Origin of the sequence: Pseudozobellia sp. WGM2 (genome assembly GCF_017810075.1) — a bacterium.
In the GTDB taxonomy this organism is placed as follows: Bacteria; Bacteroidota; Bacteroidia; order Flavobacteriales; family Flavobacteriaceae; genus JADNYK01.
The window spans coordinates 123908-141203 of record NZ_JADNYK010000003.1; the positions used below are offsets into that span (position 1 = coordinate 123908).

Annotated in this window: 13 protein-coding genes; 7 read left to right on the forward strand and 6 right to left on the reverse strand. The window is 39.2% G+C overall.

The annotated features are described in order from the left end of the window. Positions 1-55 precede the first annotated feature (55 nt). Entirely contained in the window at positions 56-1291 is a 1236-nt protein-coding gene (gene clpX / locus IV512_RS07580) for an ATP-dependent Clp protease ATP-binding subunit ClpX (protein WP_209402081.1), read from the forward strand. 64 nt (positions 1292-1355) lie between these two features. On the opposite strand, the gene IV512_RS07585 is transcribed toward clpX, so the two are convergent. Together IV512_RS07585 and IV512_RS07590 are read right to left on the reverse strand one after the other, a co-directional pair. Continuing rightward, a complete protein-coding gene (locus IV512_RS07585) occupies positions 1356-1919 on the reverse strand; it encodes a hypothetical protein (protein ID WP_209402083.1) in 564 nt (187 codons plus the stop codon). A 74-nt stretch (positions 1920-1993) separates the two neighbouring features. Then, a complete protein-coding gene (locus tag IV512_RS07590) occupies positions 1994-3508 on the reverse strand; it encodes a GH3 auxin-responsive promoter family protein (RefSeq protein ID WP_209402085.1) in 1515 nt (504 codons plus the stop codon). Positions 3509-3574: 66 nt separating this feature from the next. On the opposite strand from IV512_RS07590, the gene IV512_RS07595 reads away from it, so the two are divergent. From IV512_RS07595 to IV512_RS07610, 4 genes are all read left to right on the forward strand, one after another. Beyond that, positions 3575-4369 carry a DUF2797 domain-containing protein gene (locus tag IV512_RS07595; protein ID WP_209402086.1) on the forward strand — a complete coding sequence of 265 codons (795 nt, stop codon included), beginning with the start codon at positions 3575-3577 and terminating at the stop codon, positions 4367-4369. 123 nt (positions 4370-4492) lie between these two features. Beyond that, a complete protein-coding gene (locus IV512_RS07600; protein ID WP_209402088.1) occupies positions 4493-5488 on the forward strand; it encodes an NADP-dependent oxidoreductase in 996 nt (331 codons plus the stop codon). A gap of 11 nt (positions 5489-5499) precedes the next feature. Then, positions 5500-6192: a TVP38/TMEM64 family protein gene (locus tag IV512_RS07605; protein ID WP_209402090.1), complete on the forward strand. Its 693-nt coding sequence runs from the start codon at positions 5500-5502 to the stop codon at positions 6190-6192. Between the two features lie 168 nt (positions 6193-6360). After that, on the forward strand, positions 6361-7626 hold the full coding sequence (locus IV512_RS07610) for an aminotransferase class V-fold PLP-dependent enzyme (protein WP_209402092.1): 1266 nt from the start codon (positions 6361-6363) through the stop codon (positions 7624-7626). Here the strand turns inward: IV512_RS07610 and IV512_RS07615 are convergent. Further along, complete coding sequence (locus tag IV512_RS07615) at positions 7623-10370, reverse strand: AsmA family protein (RefSeq protein WP_209402095.1); 2748 nt, start codon at positions 10368-10370, stop codon at positions 7623-7625. The genes IV512_RS07610 and IV512_RS07615 overlap by 4 nt on opposite strands. Positions 10371-10502: 132 nt before the next feature. After that, positions 10503-11213, reverse strand: coding sequence for a queuosine precursor transporter (locus IV512_RS07620; RefSeq protein WP_209402097.1), 711 nt, complete (start codon positions 11211-11213; stop codon positions 10503-10505). A gap of 96 nt (positions 11214-11309) precedes the next feature. Between IV512_RS07620 and IV512_RS07625 the strand changes: the two genes are divergently transcribed. Further along, entirely contained in the window at positions 11310-13400 is a 2091-nt protein-coding gene (locus tag IV512_RS07625; protein WP_209402099.1) for an OmpA family protein, read from the forward strand. 73 nt (positions 13401-13473) lie between these two features. On the opposite strand, the gene sppA is transcribed toward IV512_RS07625, so the two are convergent. After that, entirely contained in the window at positions 13474-15237 is a 1764-nt protein-coding gene (sppA, locus tag IV512_RS07630) for a signal peptide peptidase SppA (RefSeq protein ID WP_209402101.1), read from the reverse strand. 326 nt (positions 15238-15563) lie between these two features. On the opposite strand from sppA, the gene folK reads away from it, so the two are divergent. Then, complete coding sequence (gene folK / locus IV512_RS07635; RefSeq protein ID WP_209402103.1) at positions 15564-16718, forward strand: 2-amino-4-hydroxy-6-hydroxymethyldihydropteridine diphosphokinase; 1155 nt, start codon at positions 15564-15566, stop codon at positions 16716-16718. Between the two features lie 3 nt (positions 16719-16721). Here folK and IV512_RS07640 read toward each other — a convergent pair whose 3' ends face one another. Then, complete coding sequence (locus IV512_RS07640) at positions 16722-17252, reverse strand: RNA methyltransferase (RefSeq protein WP_209402104.1); 531 nt, start codon at positions 17250-17252, stop codon at positions 16722-16724. Positions 17253-17296: the final 44 nt, after the last annotated feature.

The window sequence follows — 17296 nt, forward strand, 5'->3', positions numbered from 1 at the left end:
AGAGAAAACCAAATCGAAAAGAAATTCGTTTCTTTTTGAATGAAAGCACACATATATGGCAAAGGAAAATTTAGAATGTTCGTTTTGTGGAAGAAAGAAACCTGAAACCAATTTATTGATTGCAGGTTTAGATGCGCATATCTGTGATCGTTGTATCGAACAGGCTCATGGCATAGTTGCGGAAGAATCTAGACAGACCAAGACCAACGATCTTTCATCAGAACTTACGCTCAAGAAACCACTTGATATAAAAGATTTTTTGGATACTTACATAATTGGGCAAGAACGAACCAAGAAAGTAATGTCGGTCGCGGTCTACAATCACTATAAAAGACTTCTACAGCCCAAATCTAAAGAAGACGATATAGAAATTCAGAAAAGTAATATTATAATGGTCGGTCAAACAGGCACGGGTAAAACCCTCATGGCCAAAACCATTGCAAGAATGCTCAACGTACCCTTGGCTATCGTAGATGCCACGGTATTAACTGAAGCAGGTTATGTAGGTGAAGATGTAGAAAGTATCTTAACACGTCTATTACAGGCTGCAGATTACAACCTCGAGAAAGCGGAACGCGGTATCGTTTTTATTGATGAAATAGATAAGATTGCCCGTAAGAGCGACAACCCATCGATTACTAGAGATGTGTCTGGCGAGGGTGTTCAACAAGGGTTGTTGAAATTGCTCGAGGGTACCGTAGTAAATGTTCCGCCAAAAGGAGGTAGAAAACATCCCGATCAAAAGTTCATTGAAGTAAATACGGAAAACATATTGTTTATCGCTGGTGGAGCTTTTGACGGCATTGAGCGAGCAATTACCAAACGCTTGAATATGCAGGCTATTGGTTATAGTGCCGCTAAAACAGATGACGGTCTTGATCAAGAGAACATACTTCAGTATATTATTCCGAAGGATTTAAAAGAATTCGGACTCATACCGGAAATAATCGGGCGACTTCCTGTTCTGACGCATATGAACCCTCTTGATGCCAAAACGTTGAGAGCCATTCTAACGGAACCAAAGAACGCCATCATAAAACAGTATGAGAAACTCTTCGGAATGGATGATATCACATTCACTATTACCGATCAAGCTTTAGACTATATTGTTGAAAAGGCTATTGAATACAAATTGGGTGCGAGAGGTTTACGTTCGCTATGCGAGGCAATCTTCACCGATGCAATGTTCGAGATGCCAAGCAACGGTGATACCGAATTTAAGGTGACCAAACCGTATGCCGAAGACAAATTATCTCGAGAAACGATCAAGAAGTTAAAGGCAGTTTCCTAAAACAGGGACACCTTGTTTACGTAAAATTTACGAATAGAAAACTAAAAAAGAAAAAGCGGTTTAATTAAACCGCTTTTTCTTTTTTAGTTTTCTTTACTTTCTGTGTAACCTTATCGAGAAGATCTAAGCACACTTTCTGAATAATTTTATCATCGGTGTACATATTATGACCAAAGCCTGAAATCAATTCCGGTTTAATAGCTAATTTTTCATACCAACTGGCCTTAGGCCTATACATATCATTATCACCGAAGATAACATCGATAGGGCAATCAGGTTTTGCTTCTTCTGACCTTATACGTGTTGAAGAAACCGTGTACAACGACTTCATGGGCAAACCTTGAACACCTGCTTTCCAAGCAATGGCACCTCCCATACTAAAGCACAAATAATGAGCGGGCTGTTTTTCTTTAAGAAGTAAATGAGCTACCGCAGTATCAATTCCACCATTCACAAACGCATTGTGAATGTTCTCTTCAGAATTCACGGTAAGCTTTAAATTGGCCAATTGTTGACTATCGTAAAAAGTAATGTCGAAATATTGTTGAAGATAGCCTAAGTACGATGTTATCCAAAGGGCTTTTTTTGCACCCCACATATCGGATACTATTACAAGTCTTTCAGCCATAATTTTATAGTTTAAGGTAGTCGAAGTTAATGTTTAGCAATTCAATTTCATTATTAAACGACAAATCTCACTATTTAATTGTTCATCTGAAGTAATTCTTCGATATAGTCCCTTTTATTCGATAATCTTGGAATCTTGTGCTGCCCCCCCAATTTATCCTTAGCTTTTAGCCAGTCATAAAAAAGGTTTTGTCTTGCAACATGAACTTTTGGTCTGTTCAGGGTAATATTGTTATAACGCTTGGCCTCATAATCTGAATTAAGCGATTTTAGAGCATTATCTAAAAATTCAGTAAAATAATCAAGGTCTTCAGGCGGAGTTCTGAATTCAATAATCCACTCATGTGCACCCTTTTCCTTACCCTCCATAAATACTGGGCCTGCGGTATAATCTTTAATTTCACTACCGGTTTTCTTGCATACACTCTTTAAAGCCTCCTCGGCATTTTCAATGATCAACTCTTCACCAAATACGTTAATATGGTGTTTGGTACGACCGGTAACCTTGATCCGATAAGGGTCTGTTGAAGTAAACCTAATGGTGTCACCAATTTTATACCGCCAAAGTCCTGCATTGGTCGTAATGACTATGGCATAATTCACCCCTACCCTAACCTCCCAAAGAGGCATAGCTTGCTGGTGTTCGGTGCCATATGCATCCATCGGAATAAACTCATAAAAAATACCATAATCCAACATCAATAAAAGGTCGTCGGCACCATTGCGGTCTTGAATCGCAAAAAAACCTTCCGAAGCATTATAAATTTCATAATACTTAAAACTCTTTCTTGGAAACAATTTTTTGTATTGGTCTTTATATGGGTTGAAGCTAACCCCACCATGAAAGTATACTTCTAAATTTTCCCAAACCTGAAATAGGTTTTCCTTACCAGTTTCCTCGATTACATTATTGAGCAATACCAACATCCATGAAGGTACACCGGCCAAACTTGTAACATTTTCGTGTCTACTCTCTTCAATAATTGCCTTCAGCTTACTTTCCCATTCGCTCATCAAAGAGACTTTGCTGCTAGGGGTACTGCTAAATTCTGCCCAAAGTGGCATATTGTCGATTAGTATAGCCGAGAGATCGCCAAAAAAGGAACCATTATCTTGGTACAATTCTTTACTCCCTCCGAGACGTAGACTTTTACCGGTAAACAATTGAGAATTTTCATTATTGTTTAAATACAGGCAGAGTAAATCTTTACCTGACTTATAATGACAATCTTCAAGAGCCTCTGAACTTACCGGTATAAATTTACTTTTTGCGTTAGTGGTGCCACTGCTCTTGGCGAACCATTTGATAGAGGTTGGCCAAAAAAGATTTTGCTCCCCTCTTCTCGTACGTTCGATAACCGGTTCTATTTCTTCATAACTAACAATGGGTACACGTTCTCGAAAGATTTTGTAATTTTCTATAGATTCGAAATCATATTTTTGACCGATTTCAGTGTCTTCAGCAAAATCAAGTAACTGTTGCAATAACTCTTCTTGAACCTCTTCTGGGTATTTTAGAAAAAGTTCGATTTGATGAAAGCGCTTTTTGAGCAACCAAGAAGCAATAGAATTAAAGAGCGGAATCGCCATTTTTGGGTATATTTAACCCGCTAAAAATAGCTTTAATACTTATCATTTTCAAATCAAAAATCTTTTATGCAATACGAAGGGGTATTACGAAAAATGCAAACTGAGATTGGCAATCCTATTCAATATTATATGGTTTTTGAGAATGATTTCTTGAATGTCAATCAAGTATTGGATAAAGACCTTCAGATCAGTTTTATAAAGTTTCAGTGCCTCAATTGCGGACAAGACCGACCCATTTACCGGCAAGGCTTTTGCAAAAACTGCTTTTTCGAAATTCCTTCGGCAGGTGATTGGATTATGCGACCTGAGCTCAGCACCGCACATTTAGACAAAGAAGATCGTGATTTAGAATATGAGAAAAAGGTTCAGTTACAACCTCATATTGTTTATCTGGCGAACTCGAGCAATATAAAGGTTGGGGTAACCAGAAAAGGTCAAGTACCCACGCGGTGGATCGACCAGGGTGCTCATGAAGCTATTGAAATTGTAGAGGTTCCGAATCGCTATTTAGCAGGTATTACCGAGGTCGCATTAAAAAAGCATGTAGGTGATAAGACGAATTGGCGCAAAATGCTCACGAACGATGTGCAAGATGAAAATTTGGTCACTTGGCGTAATAAGCTCAAGGCTTATATACCTAAAGAAGCTGAAGAATATTTTATTGCATCAAATACAGAAACCAATCTTGACTTTCCTGTATTGCAGTATCCAGCAAAAGTCAAAAGTCTAAATTTAAGTAAGACCCCCACCTATTCTGGAAAGTTAAAGGGCATCAAAGGACAATATTTTATTTTTGAAGACAACACAGTTTTCAACGTTCGGGGCAATGAAGGGATTTATGTATCCTTGAACATAGAGTAATCAACAGCTTTACGTGTTTACCTTCTCAAGCGATACGGGCAAAAAGAGAGCGTATCGAATTAAGGTAAATTTAGAGCAGCTATTATCTTGCCGATCAATGATTTTAACCCAAAAACTACTGCAATGAACAACGTTATAAAACTAGCAAACAGGCCTGAAGGAAAACCTCAACTGAACGATTTTAAATTTAGTGAAGAAGAACGGCCAGAACCGAAAGAAGGTGAAATTCTTCTTGAAGCAAAATACATATCTGTCGACCCTTACCTAAGAGGGCGTATGAGAGATGTAGAATCTTATATAGCCCCTTTTGAATTGAACGAACCTATGGAGTCTACAGTGGTTGCAGAGGTTATAGAATCAAACAATACAAATTTTGATAAAGGTGAATTTGTTTTCGGAATGCTTAAATGGAAGGAGCTTCAAACCTCGACCGGTAACGGATTGAACAAAGTAGATCCTGAACAAGCACCGCTTTCGGCTTATTTGGGTATTTTAGGATTGACGGGGCTCACAGCTTATATAAGTCTGGATAAAATCGCCAACCTCAAATCGGGAGAAACTTTATTAGTATCAGGCGCATCTGGAGCAGTGGGTAGTACGGTTGGTCAGATAGGAAAAATTAAAGGGTGTCGTGTAGTAGGTATTGCAGGTAGCGATGAAAAATTAAGTTTGATGAAAGACAAATTCGGATTTGACGAGGGCATCAACTATAAGAGTACCGAGAACATGCAAGAAGCAGTAGCTAAAGCCTGCCCTGATGGTGTAGATGTTTATTATGATAATGTGGGAGGAGAAATACTTGACGCGGCCCTAAATAACATTAATAAAAACGGAAGGGTAATCAACTGTGGCGCCATCTCTTTGTATAATGAAAAGGAAACTCCGCAAGGCCCTCGCCACGAAGGTATCTTAGTAAAGAAAACAGTGCTTATGCAAGGCTTTCTCGTAAGGGACCACGCAAAGGAATTCGGCCCTGCAATTCAGCAATTGGCACAATGGCTTCAAGAAGGTAAAATTACCTATGAAGAAACGGTTGTAGAAGGCTTTAAGAATATTCCACAAGCATTTTTAGACCTGTTCGAAGGGAAGAACAAGGGCAAAATGGTTGTTAAAATATAGCTTATCGATATATGGGCGATAATGATGCACAAAAGAGTAGATGGCCGCTAATAATTTCAATAGTATTACTTGCATCGCTTGTGCTCTCTTATTTTTTGATTCCATCTGTGGAAAACTTTTTTAACGACGCTTGGTCTGTTTTAACGAGCGGCGAACAAGAAAAAACCAAGAATTGGGTTAAACAGTTCGGGGCATGGGGGCCAATAGTACTCATCGTGGCAATGATTGCACAAATGTTTTTGATCATTGTACCGACTATTATGCTGATGGTAGTTTCGATAGTCGCTTATGGGCCTGTTTGGGGCAGTTTCATAGTACTTGCTTCTGTGTTTTGTGCATCTAGTGTTGGGTATATAATCGGTAAATTTTTAGGTCAAGGTCGTGTTGAAAAGATTATCGGCCGTAAAACAGAAAAGAAAGTAGAAGGTTTTCTTGATGATTATGGTTTTTGGGCCGTGATTATAACCCGTCTTAACCCTTTCCTATCGAACGATGCCATCAGTTTCGTTGGTGGTATTTTAAACATGGGCTACTGGAAATTTATCGGGGCTACCTTGGTCGGGATAACTCCCCTTACACTATTCATCGCTATTCTAGGGAAAAGCACCGACAACCTCAAAACCGGATTACTTTGGGGTTCCCTTATCAGTCTAGCCATTTTTCTTGGTTATATCTGGTGGGACAAAAAGCGAAAGCAAAAATAACTTCCTACTGAAGCTTCCCTACAATTTTTAAGCTTTTGTTTACTCGTAAGGTCATTTTTTGCCAAATCTGATATTGTACTCCTCTATTTTAAGAAATAGCTAAAAGACATTGAGTACGGTACTATTTAGAGATATATGCAATAACTTCAAGGTGCAAAATCATCTATCATGCAAAAACGCACCTTCATCAAAAGACTGGGACAATTAGCTCTGGCATCACCATTTACACCTCACTTGAGCTATAGTCAATCTAGATTGACTATAAATGGCAAACAACCATATATTGAAACGGATGATTTTTGGCTGAAGATTAGAGCTGATTACGATATAAAGCCTGATTACATAAACCTTGAAAGCGGTTATTACAATATAATTCCAATACCTACCAGACAAAAGCTCGAAGAACATATTAAAATGGTAAACTTTGAAGGCACTTACTACATGCGTACAGTACAATGGGACAACAAAAAAGCTGCAGCTGCCCGATTAGCGAAATTGGTGAATTGTTCCCCAGAAGAACTAATCATTACAAGAAATGCCACAGAATCTTTAGATATGGTGATTACCGGCTACCCTTGGCAAGAGGGTGACGAAGCCATTATGGCAGAACAAGATTATGGCTCTATGTTAGACCAGTTCAAATTGGCCGCTAGAAGATATCACATCGTCAATAAAGTGGTATCAGTACCCAATCACCCCGAATCAGACGAGGAGATTGTTCAACTTTACGAAAACCAAATTACCCCAAAGACCAAACTTCTTTTCATAAGTCATATGATTAATATCACGGGTCATATCCTACCAATTAAAAAAATATGTGAGATGGCCCACCGGTATGGTGTTGAAGTTCTTGTAGATGGTGCCCACTGTATAGGTCATTTTGATGTTAATATTGAAGAACTTGACTGTGATTATTATGGCACCAGCCTTCACAAGTGGCTTGCGACCCCACTAGGAGCAGGATTTCTATATGTATCTAAGAAAAAGATTCCGAAAATCTGGCCATTGCTAGCCGAACATCGCAGAGAACCCTACGATATCGCTCGGCTGAACCATACCGGAACGCATCCGGTATATACAGATTTAACCATTAATGATGCTATCGACTATCATGAAAAAATTGGTGTCGAACGTAAAGAAAATCGATTACGCTTCCTTCAACACTATTGGACCGATACCGTTCGCAATATTAGCGGTGTAATCGTAAACACGCCAATCGATAAAACAAGAAGTTGTGGTATTGCCAACGTAGGCATGGCACACTTAGAACCGCAAGAATTGGCAGATACTCTCATGAACGAATTTAAAATTTTTACTGTTGCCATTGATGGGGCCAACGTACACGGTTGTCGAGTGAGCCCTAATGTCTTTACCACGACCGAAGAACTTGACGAATTTATAAAAGCCTTGAAAACAATTGCCGCCAGGGCTTAATTGCCCGAGTCGTCATCACTAGACTTCTTCTTGCCGCCCAACAGACCTCCAAGAATATTCTTGGCTTTCTCTTTTACGACATCTTGATCTTTTTTAGGAGCAACGCTATCGGCGTTGGTTTGAGTCGTATCTTTTTGTTTTCCACCTAAAAGTCCACCAATAACATTTTTCACATTTTCTTTAGTAGCATCGGTTTTCGTCGAATCGGATGCATCTTTATTCTTGTTCAGTACATCACCGATTAAATCTTTGGCCTTGTCCTTACCCTTATTTATAAGTTTCTGTTTTTGAATCTCTATCAACTGACTGGTCAGCGATTTTATACCTGCGGTCAAATCTGTAGTCACATTAGGGCTGGTATAATTGCCCCCAATGTTCGCTGCGACCGGTATGGTGAGATTCTCAAGACTGTTATCATCAATTTGCGCAATCAATTTGTTCACCTCTGCACCCAAATATTTGGCAGGCACTTGCATTGTAGCCTTATAATTCAATTTCTTATCAAAAGTATGGTTACCGTCTACATTGATGGCTATGTCTTTATAGTTGAGTGTAAAAGGCTTCACACTTACCAAACCATTCTCAAAAGACAATTTGGTTTTCAGGTCGTCTAAATTCAATTTTTGCAAATCTATAAAGTCTAATTTTCCATCTAAAGCGGAAAGTAGAGGGGCTTCCTCGGCATTAATTTCGCGAGTCATTACATTCGCCAATATATCACCGCTTAACGTTAGCAAATCAGGTAATAGATTATCGGTTAAATTTCCTGAAAGGGCAATGTCGGAATCTAGTTTTCCTTTCAAGATGTTAGCGATGGGCGCAATTGACTTAAACAGATCAAGTGACTGAAAGGTTTCTCCGATTTCAAGCTTATCCATATCAAGCTTCATGGCGAAAGTAGGAGTTTCATTTTTAGTGGAAACCTCACCATTAAATGCCATTTTTCCATCGAATATAGATGATGTCATATTTGACAGGGTGGCCTTTTCATCTTTTATGCGAAGGGTACCCTTTACATCTTTTAGAGTAAGGTTGTCGTATAAAACAGTATTGGCAGATACATTAATAGTTGCATCTAAGAAAGACGGAATCTTGATTTTTTCTTCCGTAGTCGATGTGGTAGCACTCTCTTTTTCCTTTGCAGAATTGTTGGTCTTAACTTCCGCTTCTTCTACCATAAAATCACTTAGAGCGAAGGTGTTAGAATACAAATCAAAATTACCCTCTACCTCTTCATCGTTGAACATAAAGCCTAAAAGGTTATTTATAGTACCCTTGGCATTGAAATCGGTTTGACCTGTGGTTCCGCTCAGTTCGTTTAAGCTTACTGTTTTTGGATTAAAGGTCAAACTCGTAGTTTTCAACTTCACCGGATTCGGAATTTCCTCTGAACTATACTCAAAATCGGTAACACTTAATTTACCATTAGTTGTGGTATTGGTATATTGCTCCTTTTCGATGGATGCCATATCAAACGATGTACTTACATCTGCTATCAACAGACCTTTTAAATCTAAATCGGCCGGCACAGGATATGCTTTTTCAATATTCGCCAGATTCATTTTACCGTCTATGTGGGCATTGACCTTTGTATTACCCATTAATTCGGTAATTTTTGCATTCATATTGAACTTGTCTTCATCGATCATAAAAGACAGCCGATCTATGTTTATCTGAGTATCTTCAACGATACCCGATGTATTGTTGATTTCCGTATCTATAAATACATTTCTTACTGATTTTGGCAAGTCGGGGTATTTGAAGGAAGCATTCTCTGAGTTTATTTTAATATTGAATTTCGGAATATGCTCTTCGTCTACAATACCGTTAAATTTACCTTCGACCACAAAATTTCCTGTGGTTTTTACGTCTTCAATATTTTTAGAATAGGTTTCAGGTATTACCGCTAAGAAATTCTTGAAATCGGAAGAAGGGGTTTTAAAGCTTATATCAATTTCTTGATTGGTTTCATTCACTTTGATGAATCCGTCAAAAACCAAAGGAAGCTGGTTTACAAAAGCCGCGTTTTTCAAAAAAGAATATTTGTTCTCATTCAAGTCGATACCTATAAGCGCATCAAGTTTAATCTTGTTTTTATTCAGGTAGTTGGTACTATCCATCTCAAAAGAAACCATGGCATCGGTCTGGGTCTGCAGTTCTGATTTCGATAGAGAAAGGTCACCGGCACCTCTATGTTGCATATCGATAATCTCAAGTCGCATACCGGTCGAACGGTCGTCATAGATTATTCTTGCATTGGTAATTTCATAAGATTCCAGGTCAAAACTAAAGCCGTCTGTCGCATCACTGGTCGTAGTTGTCTCTGTAGCCGATGCATCTTCTTTGGCAATATCAAAGCTGGCATTCTCTTCTTCGTCAATAGTCATGTTCAATAAAGCACCATCAACAATAAGACTTTTGATCGCTATTGGCTCTCCTGCCCCTTTAAACAGTTCACCCAGACCCATCTTCAGCGCCAGCTTATCTGAAGCGAACAAAGTATCACCTTCAAAAGGCGCTTTGTTCACCAAAGAAACTTTTTTCAAACTAACCTCAGCATTTGGAAAACTTGCGATAAGACTTAAATCCGCCTCGGCAAAATCAAGGGTTCCGTTTACATTGTTGTTCACATTATTTTTGATAATGTCACCAATCTTGGCCTCTAAAAAAAAGGGGGCCGCAATCAATATGCCGACGATGAGCAAAACAACAATTCCTATAATCTTGAGTATTCTCTTTTTCATATCAATAACAGATTCGAATTTCAATAAATCCCTTTAGTAAGAAAGGGCAACATATTGAAATTTCGTTTTACTAATTGCCTCTTTTCTAGAGTTTCTTGGTCGTATCGATACAACTCTAAAATCTAGGCGATATTATACATCGAGCTCAATTTCTTGGCCAATGTCTAATTTGAACCGTTTTCTTAATAGATATACGAAGAAATAGAGAAAAGGAGTGTCTATAAATGCTATAAAAATCTTAAAAATAAATCCGCTTACCACGAGTCCGAAAAACAAATCCCAAGGCAGCACCTTAAAAATACAGAGCAACCCCACTACGGTAAAGGTATCTATGAACTGTGATAGAAATGTCGAAAAATTATTACGTACCCATAGATACTTGCCATGGGTCAGCCTTTTCCAAAAATGATAAATAGCAATATCGATGTACTGGGCGAAAAGATAGGCTATCATCGAAGCAAGTACCGCAATTGGCGATAATGCGAAAACCTTGGTGAAGATTTCATCGTTCACCGGTGATGATTCGATGGCCGGAGCCATTTCGGCCAATAAAATGATGCCCATGGAAAAGAAAGAAGCAAAAATACCCGCTGTTACAATCTGATTTGCCTTTTGTCTACCATATATCTCTGAAATCAAATCGGTAATCAAAAAAGTAATCGGGTAAGGCAATATTCCCACGCTTATTTCAAAGAGCGAAACACCATATATGGTAAACTCTCCGAACGGATTCCAATAAAAAAACTTTTGAAAAATAAGGTTTGAAACCACTAAAGACGTAATGAACAAGGCACCCAGGTATAAGTAGATTTTGTAAGCAAGCCGCTTATCATTTATTGTCATAGGCCTTTTTCTGTATCAATATCTATGAAATGAACAATTAAACCGATGAACGGTCGTTATTGCAAAACAACAAAAATAACCTAAAAATTACCAAGCATGAAAAAAACAATAATTACCGGGGGATTGCTCTTACTAGCAATAAGCGGTATTAAGGCCCAATCTTACATTGGATATCTTTCAGATAATTACAGTGGGGTACATGGCGTTATAAGCAACCCTGCAAATATTGTAGACTCACGGTTCAAGACCGATTTCAACATTGCGGGAGCAAGCGCTTTTTTCGGAAATGATTATTACGGAGTAAAATTGGGAGATGTTCTTGATGCGGACTTCGATTTTGACGAAAACGGAAATAAATCTGCAAAGAACGAGAACAATCTATTGGGTAATGCCGATGTTCTCGGGCCTTCGTTTATGTTCAACATAAACCCGACCAATTCTATCGCCTTGTTTTCGAGAGGTAGAATAGGATATGGCATTAATAAAATAAATGGTCAAACCTATGAGAGCGTTGCCAACGGTTTTGATGAAAGTGAAGATTTTTTGGTGAACGAAGATGATTTTTATTTAACCGCCAATGCTTGGGCAGAAATCGGTCTTTCTTATGCCACGGTATTAGTGAACAAAGACCAACACTTTTTAAAAGGCGGGCTTTCATTAAAATACCTACAAGGCCTCGGTAATGCCTATGCCAGCGGTAGCGATGTAAATGTTGCCTACGATGCAGATGGCTCTGATCTTGGTGGCGGTAACACTACAGGCAGTATTGCATCTCAAGGTGAGGTTAGTTATGGCCATAGTCAAAACATCAGCGAAGATTTTGATGATTTTGAACTTGAAATCGTAGATGGAGCCACAGGTTTTGGTGCCGACCTCGGCTTTATTTACGAATGGAGACCCGATTACGCATCTTACAACTCAGCCAACGGTAAAACCTTTAAGCACCTGAATAAATACAAGTTAAAAGTTGGACTTTCTCTGACCGACATCGGTAGTATAAACTATAAGAATGGCACTGAAAATATTTATAATATCACAGGTACTGTCAATGAAGATGATTTTGAGAACCAAGAAACGATTGAAGAACTTCTTGAAAACCTCTATACCCAAACAGGTTCTGGTGCCTCTTCAAAATGGATGCTGCCCACAGCCCTACATTTAAATGTAGACTATAATTTAAGTAAAAGATTTTATCTGAACCTTAACGGAGACCTTTCCTTAAGTTCTGCAACCAAAACAAATGTAAGCCGAATGGCCAATACGGTATCGCTTACCCCTCGTTTTGAAAGCAAATGGTTCAGTTTTTATATGCCCGTAGGCATAGTGCAGGGCTCAGGTGCCCAATGGGGAGCCGGTTTAAGAGCAGGTCCGTTATATATCGGTTCAGGTTCGGTACTTTCATTATTGGTTAGCGATAACTCAAAAGCCGCCGATATCTATGCCGGTTTGAAAATACCGGTTTATCAGGGAAAACCTAAAGATAAAGATGGAGACGGAATCGTAAACAAAGAAGATGCATGCCCAGAAACTTTCGGACCGATTGAAAACAATGGATGCCCATGGCCCGATACCGATGGGGATACTGTTTTAGATAATGAGGACCAATGTCCAGAAGAAGCCGGGGAGGTTTCGAACAACGGTTGCCCTTGGATAGATTCTGATGGCGACGAGGTTTTAGACAAAGATGATAACTGCCCAGAAGAAGCAGGGCCTATCGAAAACAATGGTTGCCCTTGGCCTGACACCGACGGTGATGGAATACTTGACAAAGACGATGAATGCATAGATAAAGTAGGTACGGTCGCCAATAAAGGTTGCCCAGAGGTTACCGAAGAAGTGCAGAAGTCATTGAACGAATATGCAAAGACCATTTTGTTCAATTCCGGGAAGGCCACAATTAAAGTGGAATCTACAGAGGCCCTAATAGATATCATGGAGATTTTAAATGAATACCCCGATGCCAAATTCACTGTTGAAGGGCATACCGATAGCATTGGTAGTGCAACGACCAATCAAAAATTATCGGAAGCCAGAGCACTTTCGGTAAAAGATTTCTTAGTTGAAAAAGGTGTTGACGCCTTTAGACTTTCAGCTGTTGGTTACGGTGAGACCAAACCTATCGCTACTAACATGTACAAAGATGGCAGAGCGAAGAACAGGCGTGTAGAGATTAATTTGGTCAAGTAAGATTTATTATAAAGTGTAAGATGCAAACGTCCCGAAATATCGGGGCGTTTTTTATATAAATCAAAGTTTGTTACTATTTAATATCTAAAACAAAAGGCATTCTCGCTTGCACTCCTTTTTGATCCATAGCGCGTTTTACTTCCTTTAAGATAGTATGGGCCTCTACCCCGATTTCATCTTCAATAAGATTATTTTTGATTTTGGCACTAGCTCCACCCAAATCCTCCATAAATCGCTCCAATCCTGATTTGTATTTCGGGAATTTTTTAATACCATATTCTTCAAGCTCTGCCATTTTTGCCGCTTCTTCAATAGCATCCTCTAAATTGCCCAATTCATCGACCAAGCCTAAACGCTGAGCATCTACCCCACTCCACACCCTGCCTTGGGCCAGACTATCGGCCTGAGCCATTGAAATGTTTCGCCCCTGCGAAACTCGCTGTAAAAATGTATCGTAAGTACTTTCTATACCTTCTTGAACCACCGTTCGAAAGCCATCGTTCATGGGTTCGTACAAAGAGTATTCTACCGAATTCTTATTGGTACCGACCTGTTCGGCATTAACACCTATATCTTCAGCAAGCTCCGCCATATTGGGCACCATACCGAAAACCCCAATAGAACCGGTCACCGTGGTCGGTTCTGCAAAAATTTTATCGGCTCCAACAGCGATGTAATAACCACCGGAAGCGGCCACATTGCCCATAGACACCACCACTGGTTTCACTTCTTTGGTCAACTCTACTTCGCGCCAAATAATATCAGAGGTCAATGCACTGCCCCCAGGCGAATTCACCCTTAAGACAATAGCCTTTACATCGTCATCTTCCCTTGCTTTGATGATCGCTTCGTTTATGATACCTTGCCCTATAACATCTGGGCCACCTTCACCATATAGTATTTCTCCTTGGGCAAACACTACAGCGACTTTGCCCTCGCCTTTCTTGATTTTCTTTTTATTGGAACGAATAACATAGTCTTCTAGCTGAACTATATGCAAATCTTTGTCGTCTTCAAGATTAAGAGCTCTTCTCAACTTTTGTTCATACTCGTCAAAGAAAATGACATCATCAATTAAACCTGAAGCCAAGGCATACTCCGGAGATCGGCCACCTAGGGTGTCGGCAATTATATTTAGATTTTCTGCGCTGATGTCTCTACCTCTTGAAATATCATCGACCATCGAATTCCACAAAGAACCGATCAGTTCTTTTATTTGAGAACGATTGGCTTCACTCATTTCATTGGCTATAAAAGGTTCTACGGCACTTTTGTATTTACCATGGCGAATAACTTCCATCTTCACTCCCGTTTTCTCCTGTAAATCTTTAAAGAAAAGCACTTCCGAAGAAAGTCCTCTAAAATCAAGCGCCCCAACAGGGTTCAAGAAAACCGAATCGGCCACACTGGCGAGGTAATAATCTTTCTGTATGTAGAAATCGCCATAGGTGTAGATAAACTTACCGCTCTCTTTAAAATCTTCGAGTGCCCTGCGAATAGTTTGAGTTTGTGCCAAACCGGCAATGATAAAATTATTATTGATGCTGATTCCTTTAATATCCTTATCATCCTTAGCTACTAAAATCGCATGAAGAATTTCATCAAGTCCCTGATTTTGCTCAAATAGACCACCGGCAAACGGGTCAAGCGAATTATCACCCACATAATCGCTGATCGGTTGTTTTAATTGAAGTTCAAGAACCGAATTATTTTTTATTGAAACGGTGTCTTCCGCATTGCCCACTATGCTAGCGAAAATAATAAACATCATAAAAATTAAGCCAAAGGCTATAATACAGCCCAAAATCGCTGCAAGTAGGTTTCTTAAAAACTTCATATGCTAAAAATCTGTTGTCAATTTAATTGGACGTATCAATAGATCAAATGTTACATCAAGTACAACGCGGCTACCCCTAGTTCAACAAAATTCACGTGTCAAGTGGTAAGCACGACTTGATTCGGGCCAAAGATAATGAACTGTGCCGTTTATTTTTGCTCAATTAACCGAGTTCACATATACGCCATCGGGGTATCTAGACCCCAATACGAAAGATAGTCACAATTCGAACCCTGAAATTATTGCGATATCGGCATTTGGTGAATAACTATTAATAAGACTTAGATGAACTTACCCACTTCTTTTTGTTATTTTGTCTTACAATTATGGCCGATCAGAAATTAGCATATTTATCGCTTGGGAGTAACTTGGGAGACACTCTGAACAACCTACAGACCGCAGTGTTTGAAATTCAGAAGACTGCCGGAGATATTCAGCGCATATCACCTATCTATCAAAGTAGTGCTTGGGGTTTTGAGTCAGATGATTTTTTGAACATTTGCCTTTCGGTGAATACTATCTTACCGCCCCAAAAATTGCTCGACACGCTCTTGTCTATTGAAAACAAGCTTGGCCGAATTCGTTTTAAAGAGGATGGCTACCAAGCCCGCAGTATCGATATCGATATTTTATATTATGAGAGGGAAACCTTTATTTCAGATACACTGGTCATACCCCACCCCGAAATGTGTTATCGGAAATTTGTCTTGAAGCCATTGGCCGATATTGCACCTCAGTTTTACCACCCGATAGTAAATAAAGACACGAGAAACCTGATTCAGGAGTGCAGGGACAAGGGGAAACTTGAAAAAACGACTTTCAGACTTTATAAAGACAGAACAGAACTTTTCGCAAATACCAACTTTATTGCCATAGAAGGAAATATCGGCGCAGGCAAGACAACCTTAGCCAATAAAATTTCTGAAGATTTCAACGGAAAATTAGTTTTAGAACGGTTCGCCGACAACCCCTTTTTACCTAAATTCTATGAAGAACAGTCTCGATATGCCTTTCCGCTAGAAATGTCATTTTTGGCCGACCGCTATCAGCAATTTACCGATGACACCTCTCAGTACGATCTCTTTAAAAGTTTTATGGTAAGCGATTATGACATTTACAAGTCGCTGATTTTTGCACGTATTACGTTGCAGCAAGATGAATTCGAGCTTTATCGAAAGTTGTTTCATTTAATGTACAAAGAGGTAAGAAAGCCAAAGATATATGTGTACCTCTACCAGTCTACCGATAGACTTATTCAAAACATTAAGAAGAGAGGCCGCGAATACGAACAAAGTATTGATGTGGGGTATCTGGAACAAATCAATAAGGGCTATTTTGACTTTATTAAAAGTTACCCAGAGCAGAACAATTTAGTCATCGATTTAGAAGATCTCGACTTTGTGAACAATAATAAGGACTATGAAACCATCGTCGATAAAATATTGAAATTCGCGGTACACCTGCCGGCGGTAAAAGCTTAGGTCTTAAGGGTTCAGCTTTGACCAAAAATCCCAAATTACTATCCCGACACTGACCGAGATATTTAAAGAATGTTTTGTACCGTATTGAGGTATTTCAATCACCCCGTCACTTTGACTGACCACTTCTTGAGAAACACCTTTTACTTCATTACCGAAAATCAAAGCATATTTTTTTGAACTACTCGCTTCAAAAGAATTTAAAAGCTGGGCATTCTCGGCTTGTTCAATGGCCAGCACATCATATCCCTCGGTCTTTAATTCGTTGATGAGATCAATGGTTTTCTCTTTGTACTCCCATGCAACACTTTCCGTAGCGCCAAGTGCTGTTTTGCGAATGTCTTTGTGCGGTGGGGTAGCGGTAATTCCGCATAAGAAAATCTTCTCTATCAGAAAGGCATCCGCAGTTCTAAAAACTGACCCGATGTTATTAAGGCTTCGAATGTTATCTAAAACTATGACCAAGGGTGTTTTGGTAGCCTGTTTAAATTCCTCTACATCTAACCTTTCAAGCTCTTCGTTCTTTAGTTTTCTCATTTATCTTGTTTCCTGCATTCTTTTGGTTGTCGGTTCTTATAAAA